Source organism: Streptomyces sp. NPDC051662, assembly GCF_040681655.1.
Lineage (GTDB): Bacteria > Actinomycetota > Actinomycetes > Streptomycetales > Streptomycetaceae > Streptomyces.
Window position 1 is genome coordinate 221,485 of record NZ_JBFAZD010000012.1, and the last position, 16,317, is coordinate 237,801.

Below are 16,317 nucleotides of genomic sequence, written 5' to 3' on the forward strand. Positions count from 1 at the left end.
TCTTCACGGCCAGAACGGCGAAAGCGAGCACGCCGACGCAGACGAGGACCAGCAGGGAAGTGAAGAAAGCCTCAAGCACGGCGTGCTCCTCGGATGAGCGGTATGGGCGGTAAGGGCCGGGCCCCAGCCTAATGGGTGGGGGCCCGGCCCTCTCGGCGAGGTACTCCGACCCTTCACCGGGACCCTGGGGAGAGCGGCGGCGGTACGGGAGCCCCCGGGCCGGGCCCGGGCCGGGCTCCGCGGATCCGGGCTTTTCGCGGCTGAGATTACAGTTCGGCGTATGCACTCCACGAAGAAGCTCGTGATCAAAGTGACCGCCGGGGCCGACGCCCCCGAGCGCTGCTCCCAGGCCTTCACCGTGGCGGCCGTCGCCGTGGCCAGTGGGGTGGAGGTCTCGCTGTGGCTGACGGGTGAGTCCGCGTGGTTCGCGCTGCCGGGGCGGGCGGCGCAGTTCGAGCTGCCGCACTCCGCGCCGCTGCCCGAGCTCATCGAGTCGATCCAGGCCGCCGGTCTGATCACGCTGTGCACGCAGTGCGCGGCACGGCGGGACATCACGGAGAAGGATGTGCTGGACGGCGTACGGATCGCCGGGGCTCAGGTCTTCGTCAGCGAGATCATGGCGGACGGCGTGCAGGCGCTCGTCTACTGACCGTCCGGTCTCCTGGTCGGCCTCGCGCCGGGCTCGTCGCCATGGCTCGCGCCGTACCGCTCCCGCCGCTCGTGGTCCTTCCTGTGGTCCAGTTCGTCCAGCCACTTCTCGGACTCGGACGGAGCGCCGTCCGGCGGATCGTCCCACCAGCGGTCGGTCTTGTCCTTGGTGTTGCCCACGATGGCGGCGGCGGGCGGTATGAACATCGCGACAAGGGTGAGGGCGACGGCGGCGGGGACCGAGATATCCCGCACGAATGTCCAGGCGCTGACGAAGAGCACCAGACAGACGCCCATGAGCAGAAAGTACCGACGACGGCGTCGCGCGTACATATTTTCAGTGTACGTCCGGAATTTCCCGGCCCGGCCCGCCCCGGCCTGCCCCTGCCCGCCCCGGCCTGCCCCTGCCCGAACAGGCCGGAGGGCCGCACCTCAGGGGTGCGGCCCTCCGGCCGTGAGAAGAAGCGCTCGGATCGCGAAGAGCTGTCAGACCGCGATCGCGAAGAGCTTCAGACCGCGATCGCGACCTCGGAGAGGCCCCCGGTCTGCGCGACGACCGTACGGTCCGCCGTGGCGCCCGGGACGAGGGCGCGCAGCGTCCACGTACCCTCCGCCGCGTAGAAGCGGAACTGGCCGGTCGCCGAGGTCGGGACCTCCGCGGTGAACTCTCCGGTCGAGTCCAGCAGGCGTACGTAACCGGTGACGGGCTCGCCGTCGCGGGTCACGGAACCCTGGATGGTGGTCTCACCGGGCTTGATCGTCGAAGCGTCGGGGCCGCCGGCCTGTGCTCCACACATACTGTTCAGTCCTCCGGGTCGGGGCGTGATTACTTGTTGGCGCCGAGCTCGATCGGCACACCGACGAGCGAGCCGTACTCGGTCCACGAGCCGTCGTAGTTCTTGACGTTCTCGACACCGAGCAGCTCGTGCAGCACGAACCAGGTGAGCGCGGAGCGCTCGCCGATACGGCAGTAGGCGACGGTGTCCTTCGTCAGGTCGACCTGCTCCTCGGCGTAGAGCTCCTTGAGCTCGTCGTCCGACTTGAAGGTGCCGTCGTCGTTGGCGTTCTTCGACCACGGGATGTTGCGCGCGGTCGGGATGTGCCCCGGACGCTGCGACTGCTCCTGCGGGAGGTGCGCCGGAGCGAGCAGCTTGCCGCTGAACTCGTCGGGCGAGCGCACGTCGACCAGGTTCTGCGTGCCGATCGCGGCGACCGCGTCGTCACGGAAGGCGCGGATCGCGGTGTTCTGGGCCTTGGCCTTGTACGTGGTGGCGGCACGCGTCGGGACGGCGTCGACCAGGTCGCGGGAGTCCAGCTCCCACTTCTTGCGACCGCCGTCGAGGAGCTTGACGGAGTCGTGCCCGTACAGCTTGAAGTACCAGTAGGCGTAGGACGCGAACCAGTTGTTGTTGCCGCCGTAGAGGATGACGGTGTCGTCGTTGGCGATGCCCTTGGCCGACAGAAGCTTCTCGAAGCCCTCCTGGTCGACGAAGTCACGGCGGACCGGGTCCTGGAGGTCCTTCTTCCAGTCGATCCTGACAGCGTTCTTGATGTGGTTCTTGTCGTAGGCCGAGGTGTCCTCGTCGACCTCGACAATGACCACCTTCGGGTCGTCGATGTGGGCCTCGACCCAGTCGGCGTCTACCAGGACGTCGCTGCGGCTCATGCTGTCTCCTCCGGGGATGGGGTCTCCCCTGCTCGTCAAGAGCTTGGGGAAGTGCGGCGGGGTACTGCGAGGTGCGGGACGCGGCTGCCGCCGCGTCTTCCGGGCACGGGCCCGGCCGGCGTACGGCACGCGGGGTGGCCCTGAGAATCTCGAAGGGCCCGGGGGAAACGGGACGCGAATGTCCCGCTCAGACGGTGCGACAGAGCATGGCGGCGACGCGGCACAGGTCAACTGCCCGCCGCTTTGTGAAGTCCGCCTGTTGCTTCATACGTCCGATCGTAGGGACGTCCCGGCGAACATGTCACCGGGGGATCGCATCCTGAGACTCGATCGTCCGGAATGCGAGACGATCGTATGGTCGGTCCGGCGCCCGTCCACCGGCCCGCCGCCGGTGTCCCGCTGCCATCTGAGGAGCGGACGCCGACGTCTCAGCATCCGGTTACCCGCCCTCCGGACCGCGCGAACCCGGCGCGGTCGGCCGGTGCGGGAGAGGGCGCGATCAGCCGGTGAGGGAGACGTTCGACCCGGCGCCGGAGAAGTGCAGACCGTCCTCGGCCGCGGTGACCTTGTCGAGCTTGACGGTCGACGGCAGTCCGTCGATCTTCAGGTCGTAATCGAGCACGTCCCGCACCTGCTCGTCCATGCCGGGCACCGGCAGTTCGGGAAGGGTCGCGGCCTTCAGCCGGACCGTGTCACCGCCGTCCAGCGTCACCGTGCTGTACGCCGTGACGCTCCGGTTGCCCAGCAGGGCCTTGACCGAGTCCGGGATCGTGATGCCCGCGCCTTCCAGCACCTCCGTCAGCGGCCCCGAGACCTTGACCTGCCCCTGCGCCGCCCGCTCGGCACCGGCGTAGCCGACGGTCGCGCCCTTCGGCGCCGACTTGGCGAGGTCCGTGTACGAGATGCGCGCCGAGCCGTTGGCCTGCCCGGCCACGGCGGACGAGAAGCTGCTGTCGATCTTGACGTCCTTCAGCTCACCCTTGACCTGGGTCACCCGGACCGCGTGGCCGGCGGCCGTGGCGTTGACGCCGTCGAGGCTGATCTCCACCTCGTCCAGCGAGGTGCCGAGGACCTGGGTCAGGAAGGGGAAGCCCTTGATGGACACATCGGGCTGGGAGCTCAGTCCCGCGCTCGATCTGACCCGGTCGGCGACCTCGCTCTCGGCGAAGTACACCGCCGCCCGGTCCGCGGCGACGAACAGCCCGCCGAAGATCACGACGAATATCAGCAGTATCCGCAGTGCGCGCATGGTTCGGTGTCCCCCACCTTGATCGTTTCTGCCCCCTGACGACCGTGAGCGTAACGCCAGTCGGGTTGGCCGGATGTCGGAGTGATCGACGTCCGGCGCGGGCGTACGGTTCCCCGCCGGCCGTGCGCCCTGCGTCACGTACGGGTCAGCCCCTGTCAGGTCCGGGTCAGACCAGCATGCGGCCGAGCAGATAGACGGCGGGGGCGGCGGCCGTGAGCGGCAGCGCCACCCCGGCGGTCATATGCACGAAGCGGGACGGGTAGTCGTAGCTCGCCGCGCGCAGCCCGACCAGCGCGCAGACCGCCGCGCCGAGCCCCAGCAGCGCGCCCTGGCCGCCCAGGTCCGTCATCCCACCCGCCACGATCCCGCCGCCCGCGCCGGCCAGCAGGGCCACGACGACGGAGACGAAGCCCGGCAGCGGGAGGGCGCGGGCCACGGCCGCCGCCGCGACCGCCAGCCCGCCGACGACCACCGCGTCCGGCACGGCCGCGAGCTGGCCGGTGGCGAGGATGGTGAGCGCCGCCGAGGCGACGGTGGCCATCAGGCCCGTCATCCGCTCGTCGGCACCCGCGCGGCTGCGCAGTTGCAGGACGACGACGAGCAGCACCCACACCCCGAGGGTGCCGATGATCGCGGCGGGAGCGTTCTCCCGGCCCGCCGCGAGCAGGGCGATGTCCGCGGTGATCCCGCCCAGGAAGGCGAGCGCGATGCCCTGCCTGGCCGGCCACATGCCGTTCAGCCGGAACCAGCCGGCCGCCGTGACGGCCTGGAGCAGGACGAGCGGGACGAGCAGCGCGTACGTCCCGATGGCCGCGCCGCCCGCCAGCAGCAGGCCGAGCAGGGCGGTCAGCCCGGCGGGCTGGATGCCCGGCGGGATGATCGGCGAGCGGCCCTCGGCGCGGGCGCGCTGGGCGTCGGTGATCCGGGCGTTGCCCATGGTGGTGGGCGCGCTGTAGCCGTCGGCGGAACCGGGAGGTGTGGCGCCGGGAGGTGTGGCGCCGGGTGCGGCGGCGAAGGGAGCCGCGACGGCCGGGGCCTGAGCCTGGGCCTGGGCCTGGGGCGCGTACGGCGCCGAGGCAGGCGACGGCACCTCCGACGGCATCCCCGAGGGGACCTCCGGAGGCAGCGGGTAGGCGGCCTGTGCGCCCTGCGGCGGCAGATACGCGGTGTCGGCGGCGGCCTGCTGAGGCTGAGGCCGGTACGCGTGAGCCTGGCCCTGCGACTGCCGGCCCTGCGGCTGCTGGCCCTGGGGCTGGACGTGCGGCTGGTACTGGGTGTCCCAGGTCTGGCCCTGCCACGTCTGCGTCGCGGGCTCCTGGTGGGCCTGCGGCGGGTACTGGGGCTCGGCCCAGCCCTGGGAGGCACCCGGGTCCTGGGCCTGGGCCTGGTACGCGCCGTTCGCGTCGTACGCACCGTAGGACGGCTGCTGCGGGCGGCCGTACTGGTCGTACTGCACCTGGCCCTGGCCCTGGCCCTGTCCCTGGTCTCCGTACTGGCCCTGCCCGTACCCCTGACCCTGGCCATACCCCTGGCCCTGACCCTGGCCGTATCGATACTGCTGATCGTCGTCGCTCATGTGCTGGGATTCACCCTCCTGCGAACGGCGGGAGCACCTCGACCGTGCCGCCCTCGGCAAGCCGTACGGTCTCATGTCCACGGGTCCCCACAGGGTCACCGTCGACGACGAAGGAACACCTCTGGAGTACGCGGACCAGCTCGCCCGGGTGTCTCACCCGCGCGGCGGCCAGCGCGTCGGCCAGGGTGTCCGCCGCGTACGGCTCCTCCGCCGTGCCCGCGGCGGCCTTGGCCGCGGCCCAGTAGCGGATCGTGCCCGATGCCATGGCGGCGCTCCTTTCGTCGGCTCCCATGATGGCCGACGGCCCTCGCGCGTCCGTCAGCCACTCCCCGAGACGGTCGAGCAGCGCGTCGTCGGCCGCGTTCTCGGCGTGGCCCATGCCCGGTTCGAGCCACAGCTCGGCGGCGCCCGGAGCAGCCGCCCCGGCCAGCGCGCGGGGGTGGTCGAGCGGGAAGTACGGGTCGCGGTCGCCGTGTACGACGAGCAGCGGGACCGGCGCGATCAGCGGGACGGACTCGACCGGGGAGAGCGGCACCGGGTCCCAGTCCCGGTGATGGATACGGGTACGCAGTCCGTAGCGGCCGACGAGCCGGCCCAGGGGTCGCGTCACCACCCAGTGCAGGCGCCGCATCGGGGCCGTCCCCCGGTAGTACCAGCGCGCGGGGGCGCTCACGGCGGCCACGGCGTCGGTCCGCGCACCTGTGCGCCCCCTGTGCGACGCGGCATGGCGCAGCACCACGGACCCGCCCATGGAGAAGCCGACGGTCACGACACGCGAATGGCCCAGCGCGCGGGCCCATTCCACGGCCGCCGCCAGATCGAGGATCTCGCGGTCGCCGACCGTGGAGCGCCCGCCCGAGCGGCCGTGTCCGCGGAAGGAGAAGGTGACCACGGCCGCACGCTGCGCGAACACCCGAGCCGCCCGTCGTACGGCCGGCCTGTCCACTGACCCGGTGAACCCGTGTGCGAGCACGATCGCGGTCCCGCCGCCCGCCCGGAAATCCGGCCCGAAACCCGCCGTACACGGCTCGTACACCGCCTCGATGGGGACCCCGTCCACGGTCCTGAGAACCGTGCGCCGGGTGCTCCGGGCACACGGGGAATCTGGTGATCTGCGGGATTGACCCTCTGGCACCGAGCACATGTGGGTTATTCTGCTGCGAAGAGGATCCGGGCAATGTAGCCCCCGGGTCCTTTTGTGTTTCCCGTCCGTTGTTACAGACAGATGACACAGACGGAAGACACGGACATACGGCCGCGGGCCTCAGGGCGAGGGAGCCGCGACCGGCACCACGCAGGACAAGCAGTGCCGCATACGTCCTCGCAGGGACCGAGGAGGAACCGACGTAATGGGCAAGCGAACCGTGTATGACAACAGTCCGGCCGAGGCAGGTGGGCGGCGATGAGTTCTCTGCTGCTTCTGACCAACGCGCTCCAGCCCTCGACGGAGGTGCTGCCGGCTCTTGGACTGCTGCTCCACAATGTGCGGGTGGCCCCCGCCGAGGGGCCCGCTCTTGTCGACACCCCCGGTGCCGACGTCATTCTGATCGACGGCCGACGCGACCTTCCGCAGGTGCGGTCGCTCTGCCAGCTGCTCCGGTCCACCGGACCGGGCTGCCCGCTGATCCTCGTCGTGACGGAAGGCGGTCTCGCCGCCGTCACCGCGGACTGGGGCATCGACGACGTACTGCTCGACACGGCGGGTCCGGCCGAGGTCGAGGCCCGGCTGCGGCTCGCGATGGGCCGGCAGCAGATCTCGACCGACGACTCCCCGATGGAGATCCGCAACGGTGATCTGTCGGTCGACGAGGCGACCTACAGCGCGAAGCTCAAGGGTCGGGTCCTTGACCTGACGTTCAAGGAGTTCGAGCTGCTCAAGTACCTCGCGCAGCACCCCGGCCGGGTCTTCACCCGGGCCCAGTTGCTCCAAGAGGTCTGGGGCTACGACTACTTCGGCGGTACGCGGACGGTCGACGTCCACGTACGGCGGCTGCGCGCGAAGCTCGGCCCCGAGCACGAGTCGCTCATCGGGACCGTCCGAAACGTCGGCTACCGCTTCGTCACCCCGGACAAGGGCGACCGCGGCTCGGAGAAGACCGAGCGGACGACCGAGGGAACGCGGGCGAACGCCACCGCGCGACCGTCCCACAACGGCTCGCACAACGCCTCCTCCAACGGGTCTCACCCCGAGCCCCGGCACGAGAAGGCCGAGGACCCCGGGGACGACGACGTGGCCGCCGGACTGGACGCGACACAAGAAAGTGCCGTGCGACCTGCCAAGCGGTAGGTCACCACGCGTAGACTCCGCGCGTGGCCAAGGTGACGCGGGACGATGTGGCACGACTGGCGGGTACGTCCACCGCTGTCGTCAGCTATGTCATCAACAACGGACCGAGGCCGGTCGCTCCGGCCACGCGCGAGCGGGTGGTCGCCGCGATCAAGGAGCTGGGCTACCGGCCCGACCGGGTCGCCCAGGCGATGGCCTCGCGGCGGACCGACCTCATAGGGGTCGTCGTGCCGGACGCGAGACAGCCCTTCTTCGCGGAGATGGCGCACGCGGTCGAACAGGCCGCGGCCGAGCGCGGGAAGATGGTGCTCGTCGGCAACTCCGACTACCGCAATGAGCGCGAAGTCCACTATCTGCGGGCCTTCCTGGGCATGCGGGTGTCGGGGCTGATCCTGGTCAGCCAGGGCCCGAGCGAGCGCGCGGCGGCCGAGATAGAGGCCTGGGACGCCCGGGTCGTGCTGCTGCACGAGCGGCCCGAGGGCATCGACGACGTGGCCGTCGTCACGGACGACATCGGCGGCGCCCAGCTCGCCACCCGTCATCTGCTGGAGCACGGCCATCCGTACGTGGCCTGCCTCGGCGGGGTCGAGTCCACCCCGGTCATCGGCGACCCGGTGACCGACCACGTCGAGGGCTGGCGCCGGGCGATGCTGGAGGCCGGGCGGCCGGTGGAGGGGCGCCTCTTCCGGGCGCTCTACAACCGGTACGACGCGTACAAGGTCGCGCTGGAACTGCTCTCGGGCCCGGACCGGCCGCCGGCGATCTTCTGCTCCACCGACGACCAGGCGATCGGTGTACTGCGGGCCGCCCGCGAACTGCGGATCGACGTCCCCGGCGAACTGGCCGTGGCGGGCTTCGACGACGTCAAGGAAGCCGGACTCACGGACCCGCCGCTGACGACGATCTCCTCCGACCGGCCGGCGATGGCGCGGGCGGCGGTGGATCTCGTACTGGACGACGGTCTGCGGGTGGCGGGGTCGCGACGGGAACGGGTGAAGCAGTTCCCGTCGGCCCTGATCGTGCGCCGCTCCTGCGGCTGCGCGTAGGTCCTGTCCGGCCGATCTTCGCGGGCCCGGCCGATCTTCGCGGGCCCGGCCGGTCGCCGGGCGGACGGTCACTCGGGCGTGAACTCGTACCGCAGCTCGTACAGGTGCCCCGCCTTGGCCATCACCGTGGCCTCGATGGGCTGCTCGTTGTCGGCGTACACCACGCGCAGGGTCCGCAGCACGGGCAGATCGCCGGGCAACCGGAGTGCTTCGTACTGCTCACGCGTAGGTATGCGGGCGGAGACGTGGTCGACGCTGAGCCGGGGCACGTAGCCCAGACCGGCCAGGAGGGTGGGCGTTCCGCCCTTGATCCGACGGTGCTCCATCAGCGCGGTGCCTCGGGCGATTTCCAAGGGGTAGTAGGCGTGGACCAGTTCCACCGGTTCGTCGTCGAGTGTGAGCACCTGGTGGCGGAGGAGCGCCGTACCGCCGTCGGGCAGGCGCAGGGCTGCCGAGACATCCGCGGGCGGAGTGATCTCGGCGACGGCGAGGAGCTTGCTCCGGGCCTTTCCACCTCGCTTCGCGGTCTCGGCGAGCCAGCGATACGGTTCACCGGCATCGGCCGGGGCCATGGACGAGGCGGGGCGCACGGTCAGCTGCCGGTGTTCCCTTACGGTCACGGCGGCGCCCGCCCGGCCAACGACCAGTCGCTCGTCCTTGAGGAGTCCCAGCGCCTTCTGCACCGTGGCGTTCGAGGCGCCGAACCGCTCCTTGAGCCGCACGGTGGACGGCAGGCTGGTGCCGGGGGCGAGATCCCCGGTCATGATCTCGTCGCGCAGATCGGCGGCGATCCGCTCATGGAGCGGCCGGCGGTCGTACGCACCCTCTTCCGCGTCCTCTCCGGGCCGGGGCGTGGTCGTCATCCGATCCTCATCTCGTAACGCAGGCGCTGCCGGTGTGCGGGCAGGGTCATCTTGTCTAGCTGGATGGGCCGGTCCTCCCTGTCGAGAGTGACCCGGGCCAGGCACAGCACCGGCTCGCCCGGCTCGATGCGTAGTACTTCGCGCTCTTCCTCCGTGGGCATCCGGGCGGTCACGTCCTCCTGGACGCGTACGCCGACGTACCCCAGCTCGGCGAGGAGAGCGACGGCTCCGCCGGGGATCTTCGCTGTCCCGGCGAGACGCGTGCCGCGTGCGACGGAAGCGGGGTAGTACGTGTCAGTCAGCTCGCAGGGCAGGTCCTCCAGGAACATCACCCGCCTCCGCACGACGACCAACTCCCCTACGGCGACGCCGAGCAATCCGGCCACCTCGTCCAACGCCTCCACCTCGCCCGCACCGACGATCCGCTGACCACCCGGCCGCCCCCGCGCCGCCAACTCCGCGCCCCACGCGTCGGGTTGCCCCTTACCGGGTGGTGTCAGATACGGCATCGAGGTGCGGACCCATTCGCCGGCGCTCATGACGTCCTCCTGTGCTGCTGACACGACTTCGACCTTGCTGCTCTACACGGTAAGTGAGCACTCGCCACTCACAGCCCCCGCCAACCTTGCCGCCTTTCGCGAATAGCAGTATGTTCCTGGGGATCGTACAGCTCAGCACGAGACGGCGACGCACTGCGTCTTCGTCCGCGCGCTTTGAAGGAACGTGGACAATGAGTGCGTTTTCCGTTCATCCATTCGACCTTCTCTTGCCGGGCTTATCGCCCTCGACGAGCCCCCGCTTCGTTGGAGCGGGGCAGACCCCATTGACAGAGGTCTCCGGATGAGGCACCTCCAGGATCAGAACAACGACGCGGTGGTGCTGCGGCGGAATCGCCATCCGAGCTGTGTCGGGCCGGCGCGAATGGAGTTGCGTAAGGCGCTGACGACGTGGGGACTGTCGGCGTTGGAGGATGCGGCACTTCTGGTGCTGTCAGAGCTTTTGACGAACGCGGTGCGTCACGCGCGCGTATCGCCAGGGCGCGAGATCGAGACGCGATATCTCCCGGTTCATCTCCCGGCTCCCCACGGTCTGCGTATCGAGGTCCATGACGCGTGCCCCGTCCATCCGGCCCGACGGACGGGAAACGTGGACGCATGTGACGGGCGCGGGCTCGTGATCGTGGACGCGCTGGCTGATGAGTGGGGCGTGGCCGATCGCGTCGGTGTCGGCAAGATGGTGTGGGCCCGGATCAGTTCCGGCTGAATCGGTGGCCGGCGCCGTGGAACACGGGAAGTAGCCGCCTCGGCTCGGGTGGCGCGCCTTCTTTATATGGGGCATACGCGGTTTTGTTGCCCTTCTCAGGGCCTCCTCAGTCCGTTCTCATGTACGCGCCCGACAGTCGTAGCCATGACGGACTACTACCGCGGCAGCGGCGACGAAGGCAGCGAACAGCAGCACCCCACCCAGGGGTTCCAGGGGCAGGGGTTCCAGGGCTCGGCGTACCCGCCGCCGCCCTCGTACGGGCCCGCCGTTCCCGTCGGCGGCACCGCCACCCCGCACCGGCGCGCCAGGCGTCCGGTGGCGCTGCTCGCCGCCGTGGCGATCGCCGCCGCGGTCGTCGGGGGTGGTACGGCGGCCCTGGTCGGGAATTACACCGGCGGCGGCACCGACAGTGCCGGTACGTCGGTCAGCGGGACCACCGTGTCGCAGAGCAGCGCGGGCACGGTGGCCGGGGTCGCCCAGGCCGTGGCCCCCGCCATCGTCGAGATCAACGCGACCTCCACGAGCGGTGAGTCCACCGGCTCAGGCGTGATCATCACGTCCGACGGCGAGATCGTCACGAACAACCATGTGATCTCCGGTGCCTCCTCGATAAAGGTGCAGCTCAGCACGGGGAAGACCTATACCGCCCAGGTCGTGGGCACCGACGCGGACAAGGATCTCGCGCTGATCAAGCTGGAGGGCGCGAGCGGTCTCAAGACGGCCACGCTCGGCAACTCCGACCAGGTGAAGGTCGGCGACCAGGTCGTGGCGATCGGCTCCCCCGAGGGTCTGACCGGCACCGTCACCAGCGGCATCATCTCGGCGCTCAACCGCGATGTCACCGTGGCCAAGGACGAGGACCAGGGTCAGCAGCTGCCGCAGCGGGGCGGGGGCAACTGGCCGTTCGAGTTCGGCGGGCAGCAGTTCAACGGCGACACCGGCTCCTCGAAGACCACGTACAAGGCGCTCCAGACGGACGCCTCGCTCAACCCGGGCAACTCGGGTGGCGCGCTGATCAATATGAACGGCGAGATCATCGGCATCAACTCCGCGATGTACGCGCCGAGTTCGTCGTCCGCGTCCGGCAGCTCCGGCGCCGGCAGCGTGGGTCTGGGCTTCGCCATCCCGGTCAACACCGTCAAGTCGGACCTCTCGGCGCTGCGCTCCGGCGGCACCAGCTGATCCCCGGGGGCGCGGTACAAACCACCGGGCGCGAGCCGCCGTGGGGCGGGCGGGCGTGCGACGCTGTTAGCACGGGCCGCGCCGGGTCGTGCGACCGTTGACCTCTGTCCGACCGTTCCACCGTTCCACCGTTCCACCACCGAGCCGACTGACGAGGTAGTAGCGACATGAGTCCCGCCGAAGGCGATCCCCAGCGGATCCTGATCGTCGACGACGAGCCCGCCGTACGCGAGGCCCTCCAGCGGAGCCTCGCCTTCGACGGATACGGGACCGAGGTCGCCGTCGACGGCGTCGACGCGCTCGGCAAGGCCGCGGCCTACGGTCCGGATCTGATCGTCCTCGATATCCAGATGCCGCGGATGGACGGCCTGACGGCGGCCCGCAGGCTCCGGGGCAGCGGCTCGAAGGTGCCGATCCTGATGCTGACGGCCCGCGACACGGTCGGTGACCGGGTCACGGGCCTGGACGCGGGCGCCGACGACTACCTGGTCAAACCCTTCGAGCTGGACGAACTGTTCGCCCGGATCCGCGCCCTGCTGCGACGCAGCTCGTACGCCGCGACCTCGGCCGGCGATCAGCCCGATGACGATGTGCTGGCCTTCGCCGATCTGCGGATGGATCTGACGACGCGCGAAGTGACGCGCGGAACCCGGCGGGTGGAGCTGACCCGTACCGAGTTCACCCTGCTGGAGATGTTCCTCTCGCACCCGAGGCAGGTGCTGACCCGGGAGCAGATCCTCAAGGCGGTATGGGGCTTCGACTTCGAGCCGAGCTCCAACTCCCTCGATGTGTACGTGATGTATCTGCGCCGGAAGACGGAGAGCGGCGGTGAACCCCGGCTGGTCCACACGGTGCGGGGCGTGGGGTACGCGCTGCGCGCCGACGCGGGGAGCGGCGGGACGGGCGCGGGCGCCGGGACGGGCGGACCCGCGTGACCGGTCCGACGGGCCCGCTCCACCGGCTCCGTACGCTGCCGCTCCGCTCCCGCCTCGCGCTTCTGGTCGCCACGGCGGTCGCGGTGGCGGTCGCGATCGCGGCGGTGGCCTGCTGGCTGCTGACGCGCACGCAGCTGGAGAGCGAGCTGGACAACTCGCTCAGGAACACCAGAGCCGAACAGCCCGCGGTGCAGGACGCGCTCAACAACTGCGGCGCCCCGACCAGCCCCGGGAACGGGACCGGCTTCGCCTATGTCCAGGTGGTCCTGAGCGACGGCACTCGCTGTGTGGCCTCGTACTCGGAGCCTGTGAAGGTCCAGCCGCAGGATGTGGCGGTCGCCACCGGCACCCTGCGTGACTCGCTCCACAACAGCGTCACCGACAGCGGGGCCAAAGTCCGCGTCTTCACGAGGGCCACCCTCTACCGGCCCGGCACCCAGGTCGCCGTGACCGTGTCGCGTCCCCTCGCCGAGATCGACGCCTCGCTGAACCGGCTGGCCCTGCTGCTCACCGCCGTCGCCGGCGTCGGCGTGATCGGCGCGGGCGCGGCCGGGCTCTGGGTCGCCAGGTCCGGGCTGCGGCCCGTCGACGGGCTGACCCGGGCCGTCGAGCATGTGGCGCGGACCGAGGATCTCGCCATCCGTATCCCCGTCGAGGGCGAGGACGAGATCGCCCGGCTGTCCCGCTCCTTCAACTCCATGACCGCCGCCCTCGCGTCCTCCCGGGACCGGCAGTCGCAGCTGATCGCGGACGCCGGGCACGAGCTGCGGACGCCGCTCACCTCGCTCCGTACGAATATCGAGCTGCTCGCCCGCAGCGAGGAGACGGGCCGGGCTATCCCGCCCGACGACCGCAAGGCGCTCATGGCGTCCGTCAAGGCGCAGATGACCGAGCTGGCCGCGCTCATCGGTGATCTCCAGGAGCTGTCGCGCCCGGACGCCGCGGACCCCGGTCCGCTCCAGGTCGTCGCGTTGCACGACATCGTGGAGAGCGCGCTGGAGCGGGCACGGCTGCGCGGGCCCGATCTGATCATCAGCGCCGAGCTCAGCCCCTGGTACGTACGGGCCGAACCGGCCGCCCTCGAACGGGCGCTGATCAACGTCCTCGACAACGCGGTGAAGTTCAGCCCGTCCGGCGGTTCGGTGGAGGTGTCGCTGAGCGCGAACGGCGAGCTGACCGTACGGGACCACGGCCCGGGAATCCCGGCAGACGAACTGCCGCATGTCTTCGAACGGTTCTGGCGCTCGCCGTCGGCCCGCGCGCTGCCGGGCTCCGGTCTGGGGCTGTCGATCGTGGCGCGTACGGTCCAGCAGACGGGCGGCGAGATCGCGCTGCGGCAGGCGGCGGGGGGCGGGACGGTGGCGTCGATCCTGATTCCGGGAGCGCCGACACCGCCGCCGACACCTCCGCCGGGGGCCCCCGGAATCGGCTCGGATCTCTGAGCGGCCGGTTCCGGTTCCGGGGGCCTCGCGTGGTCCTGCGCTGCTCTGCGCTTGCTGCCTGCGCTGGCTGTCTGCGCTTGCTTGCTCCCTGCGCTGTTCTCCGTCAGCCGTTGTGGCGGATGAGCGACTCGACCAGTCCGGGCCGGGTGGCGGGGAAGTCCAGCGGTACGATCCCGAGCCCGCGCCAGCCGCTCGCCTCGGCTCCGTCGAGGAAGGTGTGGACCTGCGGGTTCAGCCGGTCGGAGTTCCAGCGGGGCGGCAGCAGGGCCGCCGTGCTGACGTAGTTGATGAACATCTTCCCGGGCTGCTGAGCCGCCTTGCGGAAGTGCGCCTCGATCTTGGGGTACTTGGCGCCGGGCTCCGCCTGGTAGTCGTCCTGGATGTCGAAGAGGCCGGCGTCCCCGTACCGCACCCCGGGCAGTCCACCGTTGTCCGCGAGCAGGACGACCCGTCCGCGCGCCTCGCCAAGCGTCGGGAGGTTGCCGTCGAGCCGGAAGAGGGAGCGCCAGCCCTTGCCGTCGAGGTAGGTGTCGAAGATCCGCCGGAACTCCGCGTCGCTCTCCCCCGAGTACTCCTGCTTGACGCGCATCAGGACGGTCTCGGAGGGGTTGGCCCGGAGGAAGTCCCGGCAGGCGTTCAGGACATCGTCGAAGTTCAGGTTCTGGTAGAACGCGGCGTGGTGGATCGTGAACGCGTTCTCGAACGCCCGGCAGCGGACGTCGAGGAACCGGACGCCGCTGGTCAACTGCTGGGCGATGGTGGTGTCCTGGCAGGCCACCCAGAGGCCGCCGGAGCGCGCGCCTGAGTTGTGGGTGCCGGGGATGGTCAGCCGCTGTACGGGGGTGGAGTCGGCGAAGCCGCCCATCCAGTCGTATGTGGCGAGCGCGCGCCGCGGCGCGGCCACGGCCGGGGCCGCGCCGATCAGGGCGGCGGCGGAAACAGCGAACGCGCCGGCCAAGAAGCCCCGGCGCGTGCCGATTCGCGTACCGACATGCGTACCGATACCTGTACCGATATGGGGGTTCATACGCGGGCTCATACGAGGGTGCCTCCGTCAAAAGTGGGGGGTCAGCCCTCGGATTATGACCGGTACACGACACGCAAGGAACAGTGCATGGGTGGACGGCTAAGGTTGATCATCATTTGATCGGTGGTCGCAGGAGGGGCGTCAATGTCCGAGGAAGAGGCACTCACCGGGGCGGGCGAAGGAGGAGCCCGCCGGATGCGGGAGGATGTCACCACTGCCGGGACGGGCCTGCGGGTCTACCCCGAGCCGGCCGACGTGTTCGTCGCCGAACAGATCGATCTGGCCCGGCATCTGCACCCCTTGATCTCGATCGATCTGGCGCACGTCGACCCGGCCTGGCACGGGTGGATCCATCTGGTCAGCCCGCTGGAACCGGCGGAGGGCTATCTCGGCGACCACACCCGGGACTTCCACTCCGCGCTCCAGACGCCCAACTGGCTCGGTTTCGCGCTGGAGGGCGACCGGTACCGGTTGCTCGGCGACGTACGGTACTTCGCGCGGGCGACCACCCCCGAGGAGGTACCGGAGCCCTGGCCGGGGTTCCGCGCCGCGCTGGACGAACACTGCGAGAGCCAGGAGCGCAGCTACCGGACGCACCGGGACGCGTTCCGGCGCGACGGTCGGCTGTTCATGCGCGACGACGACGGCGCTCCGGTGTACGGAGCGACCGACGAGGTGGCGCTGCTCGACCAGCTCGGCGGCCACGCGGACCAGGGCAACTGGGCCGACCCCGACCTGTTCCGTCTTGAGTTCGACGAGGACGGCGGATGGCCGGTGAGCCCGACCGGGAACCCGTTCCGCTTCGTGGCGGCGGTGCCGGGCTGGCACTACCGGCGCGGCGGCGCCGACTGGATTCTGCTGTTCTTCGAGCCTGTTGAGCGGCTGGCGCTGCTGACGTTCGACTGGAGTTGAGGGGGGCGGGGGACACGACCGAGGGGTAGTCGGGCTCACCCGGAGAGTTCGATGGCAGGTGGGGGCCGCCCCTAGGTTTCAGTTTCGCGGTTCCGGGTCGGGCGTCAAGGGCGCTCCTTCGTCGCGTCGGCAAGCCGATGGGCTACGCCCACCCTTGACACCCAACCCTCCACCGCAAGTGCAGCTTTGAAGGGGGGCGGCCCGGGGGGAGGGGTCCCCGG

17 protein-coding genes and 1 pseudogene are annotated in these 16,317 nt (G+C 70.4%); 8 read left to right on the forward strand and 10 right to left on the reverse strand.

What is annotated here, in order from left to right; all coding sequences use genetic code 11:
- Positions 1 to 280 precede the first annotated feature (280 nt).
- Entirely contained in the window at positions 281 to 649 is a 369-nt protein-coding gene (locus tag AB0M67_RS21875; RefSeq protein WP_365747776.1) for a DsrE family protein, read from the forward strand.
- On the opposite strand, the gene AB0M67_RS21880 is transcribed toward AB0M67_RS21875, so the two are convergent.
- The 7 genes and pseudogenes from AB0M67_RS21880 to AB0M67_RS21910 form a co-directional block, all read right to left on the reverse strand.
- Positions 643 to 981, reverse strand: coding sequence for a DUF3099 domain-containing protein (locus tag AB0M67_RS21880; RefSeq protein ID WP_365747777.1), 339 nt, complete (start codon positions 979 to 981; stop codon positions 643 to 645). The genes AB0M67_RS21875 and AB0M67_RS21880 overlap by 7 nt on opposite strands.
- A 176-nt stretch (positions 982 to 1,157) precedes the next feature.
- Positions 1,158 to 1,445, reverse strand: a complete 288-nt coding sequence (locus AB0M67_RS21885; protein WP_030353448.1) for a DUF1416 domain-containing protein — start codon at positions 1,443 to 1,445, stop codon at positions 1,158 to 1,160.
- A 29-nt stretch (positions 1,446 to 1,474) separates the two neighbouring features.
- Positions 1,475 to 2,314: a sulfurtransferase gene (locus AB0M67_RS21890; protein WP_356514804.1), complete on the reverse strand. Its 840-nt coding sequence runs from the start codon at positions 2,312 to 2,314 to the stop codon at positions 1,475 to 1,477.
- 499 nt (positions 2,315 to 2,813) lie between these two features.
- Complete coding sequence (locus AB0M67_RS21895; protein ID WP_365747780.1) at positions 2,814 to 3,563, reverse strand: DUF2993 domain-containing protein; 750 nt, start codon at positions 3,561 to 3,563, stop codon at positions 2,814 to 2,816.
- Positions 3,564 to 3,729: 166 nt separating this feature from the next.
- On the reverse strand, positions 3,730 to 5,139 hold the full coding sequence (locus tag AB0M67_RS21900; protein WP_365747782.1) for a hypothetical protein: 1,410 nt from the start codon (positions 5,137 to 5,139) through the stop codon (positions 3,730 to 3,732).
- 10 nt (positions 5,140 to 5,149) lie between these two features.
- On the reverse strand, positions 5,150 to 5,431 hold the full coding sequence (locus AB0M67_RS21905; RefSeq protein ID WP_308404906.1) for a MoaD/ThiS family protein: 282 nt from the start codon (positions 5,429 to 5,431) through the stop codon (positions 5,150 to 5,152).
- Between the two features lie 24 nt (positions 5,432 to 5,455).
- Positions 5,456 to 6,283, reverse strand: a pseudogene (locus AB0M67_RS21910) (alpha/beta fold hydrolase); the annotation flags it as partial.
- A gap of 258 nt (positions 6,284 to 6,541) precedes the next feature.
- On the opposite strand from AB0M67_RS21910, the gene AB0M67_RS21915 reads away from it, so the two are divergent.
- A complete protein-coding gene (locus AB0M67_RS21915; RefSeq protein ID WP_365747784.1) occupies positions 6,542 to 7,426 on the forward strand; it encodes a response regulator transcription factor in 885 nt (294 codons plus the stop codon).
- A gap of 23 nt (positions 7,427 to 7,449) precedes the next feature.
- The gene (locus AB0M67_RS21920) at positions 7,450 to 8,472 is read left to right on the forward strand and encodes a LacI family DNA-binding transcriptional regulator (RefSeq protein WP_365747786.1); all 1,023 of its coding nucleotides are present in this window, start codon (positions 7,450 to 7,452) and stop codon (positions 8,470 to 8,472) included.
- Between the two features lie 68 nt (positions 8,473 to 8,540).
- Here AB0M67_RS21920 and AB0M67_RS21925 read toward each other — a convergent pair whose 3' ends face one another.
- Together AB0M67_RS21925 and AB0M67_RS21930 are read right to left on the reverse strand one after the other, a co-directional pair.
- Positions 8,541 to 9,335 (reverse strand): GntR family transcriptional regulator, encoded by a 795-nt coding sequence (locus AB0M67_RS21925; protein WP_365747788.1) that lies wholly within the window; start codon positions 9,333 to 9,335, stop codon positions 8,541 to 8,543.
- Positions 9,332 to 9,874 (reverse strand): UTRA domain-containing protein, encoded by a 543-nt coding sequence (locus AB0M67_RS21930; protein ID WP_365747790.1) that lies wholly within the window; start codon positions 9,872 to 9,874, stop codon positions 9,332 to 9,334. Before AB0M67_RS21930 ends, AB0M67_RS21925 begins: the two co-directional genes overlap by 4 nt.
- Before the next feature lie 301 nt (positions 9,875 to 10,175).
- On the opposite strand from AB0M67_RS21930, the gene AB0M67_RS21935 reads away from it, so the two are divergent.
- The 4 genes from AB0M67_RS21935 to AB0M67_RS21950 all read left to right on the forward strand — a co-directional run bounded on the left by AB0M67_RS21935 (position 10,176) and on the right by AB0M67_RS21950 (position 14,157).
- Positions 10,176 to 10,598 carry an ATP-binding protein gene (locus tag AB0M67_RS21935; RefSeq protein ID WP_365747792.1) on the forward strand — a complete coding sequence of 141 codons (423 nt, stop codon included), beginning with the start codon at positions 10,176 to 10,178 and terminating at the stop codon, positions 10,596 to 10,598.
- A 144-nt stretch (positions 10,599 to 10,742) separates the two neighbouring features.
- Positions 10,743 to 11,780 carry a trypsin-like peptidase domain-containing protein gene (locus AB0M67_RS21940; protein WP_365747793.1) on the forward strand — a complete coding sequence of 346 codons (1,038 nt, stop codon included), beginning with the start codon at positions 10,743 to 10,745 and terminating at the stop codon, positions 11,778 to 11,780.
- Between the two features lie 167 nt (positions 11,781 to 11,947).
- Positions 11,948 to 12,715, forward strand: coding sequence for a response regulator transcription factor (locus tag AB0M67_RS21945; RefSeq protein ID WP_365747794.1), 768 nt, complete (start codon positions 11,948 to 11,950; stop codon positions 12,713 to 12,715).
- Positions 12,712 to 14,157 (forward strand): HAMP domain-containing sensor histidine kinase, encoded by a 1,446-nt coding sequence (locus tag AB0M67_RS21950; protein ID WP_365747796.1) that lies wholly within the window; start codon positions 12,712 to 12,714, stop codon positions 14,155 to 14,157. Before AB0M67_RS21945 ends, AB0M67_RS21950 begins: the two co-directional genes overlap by 4 nt.
- 103 nt (positions 14,158 to 14,260) lie before the next feature.
- On the opposite strand, the gene AB0M67_RS21955 is transcribed toward AB0M67_RS21950, so the two are convergent.
- Entirely contained in the window at positions 14,261 to 15,184 is a 924-nt protein-coding gene (locus AB0M67_RS21955; protein WP_365747882.1) for a phosphatidylinositol-specific phospholipase C, read from the reverse strand.
- A 144-nt stretch (positions 15,185 to 15,328) separates the two neighbouring features.
- On the opposite strand from AB0M67_RS21955, the gene AB0M67_RS21960 reads away from it, so the two are divergent.
- Positions 15,329 to 16,096 carry a hypothetical protein gene (locus tag AB0M67_RS21960; RefSeq protein ID WP_365747798.1) on the forward strand — a complete coding sequence of 256 codons (768 nt, stop codon included), beginning with the start codon at positions 15,329 to 15,331 and terminating at the stop codon, positions 16,094 to 16,096.
- Positions 16,097 to 16,317 lie beyond the last annotated feature (221 nt).

Coding starts and splice junctions, on each gene's coding strand:
- AB0M67_RS21960 (WP_365747798.1), top strand. CDS start 15,329: ATGTCCGAGGAAGAGGCACTCACCGGGGCGGGCGAAGGAGGAGCCCGC.
- AB0M67_RS21895 (WP_365747780.1), bottom strand. CDS start 3,563: ATGCGCGCACTGCGGATACTGCTGATATTCGTCGTGATCTTCGGCGGG.
- AB0M67_RS21945 (WP_365747794.1), top strand. CDS start 11,948: ATGAGTCCCGCCGAAGGCGATCCCCAGCGGATCCTGATCGTCGACGAC.
- AB0M67_RS21890 (WP_356514804.1), bottom strand. CDS start 2,314: ATGAGCCGCAGCGACGTCCTGGTAGACGCCGACTGGGTCGAGGCCCAC.
- AB0M67_RS21935 (WP_365747792.1), top strand. CDS start 10,176: ATGAGGCACCTCCAGGATCAGAACAACGACGCGGTGGTGCTGCGGCGG.
- AB0M67_RS21885 (WP_030353448.1), bottom strand. CDS start 1,445: ATGTGTGGAGCACAGGCCGGCGGCCCCGACGCTTCGACGATCAAGCCC.
- AB0M67_RS21875 (WP_365747776.1), top strand. CDS start 281: ATGCACTCCACGAAGAAGCTCGTGATCAAAGTGACCGCCGGGGCCGAC.
- AB0M67_RS21925 (WP_365747788.1), bottom strand. CDS start 9,335: ATGACGACCACGCCCCGGCCCGGAGAGGACGCGGAAGAGGGTGCGTAC.
- AB0M67_RS21930 (WP_365747790.1), bottom strand. CDS start 9,874: ATGAGCGCCGGCGAATGGGTCCGCACCTCGATGCCGTATCTGACACCA.
- AB0M67_RS21900 (WP_365747782.1), bottom strand. CDS start 5,139: ATGAGCGACGACGATCAGCAGTATCGATACGGCCAGGGTCAGGGCCAG.
- AB0M67_RS21915 (WP_365747784.1), top strand. CDS start 6,542: ATGAGTTCTCTGCTGCTTCTGACCAACGCGCTCCAGCCCTCGACGGAG.
- AB0M67_RS21880 (WP_365747777.1), bottom strand. CDS start 981: ATGTACGCGCGACGCCGTCGTCGGTACTTTCTGCTCATGGGCGTCTGT.
- AB0M67_RS21905 (WP_308404906.1), bottom strand. CDS start 5,431: ATGGGAGCCGACGAAAGGAGCGCCGCCATGGCATCGGGCACGATCCGC.
- AB0M67_RS21940 (WP_365747793.1), top strand. CDS start 10,743: ATGACGGACTACTACCGCGGCAGCGGCGACGAAGGCAGCGAACAGCAG.
- AB0M67_RS21955 (WP_365747882.1), bottom strand. CDS start 15,184: ATGAACCCCCATATCGGTACAGGTATCGGTACGCATGTCGGTACGCGA.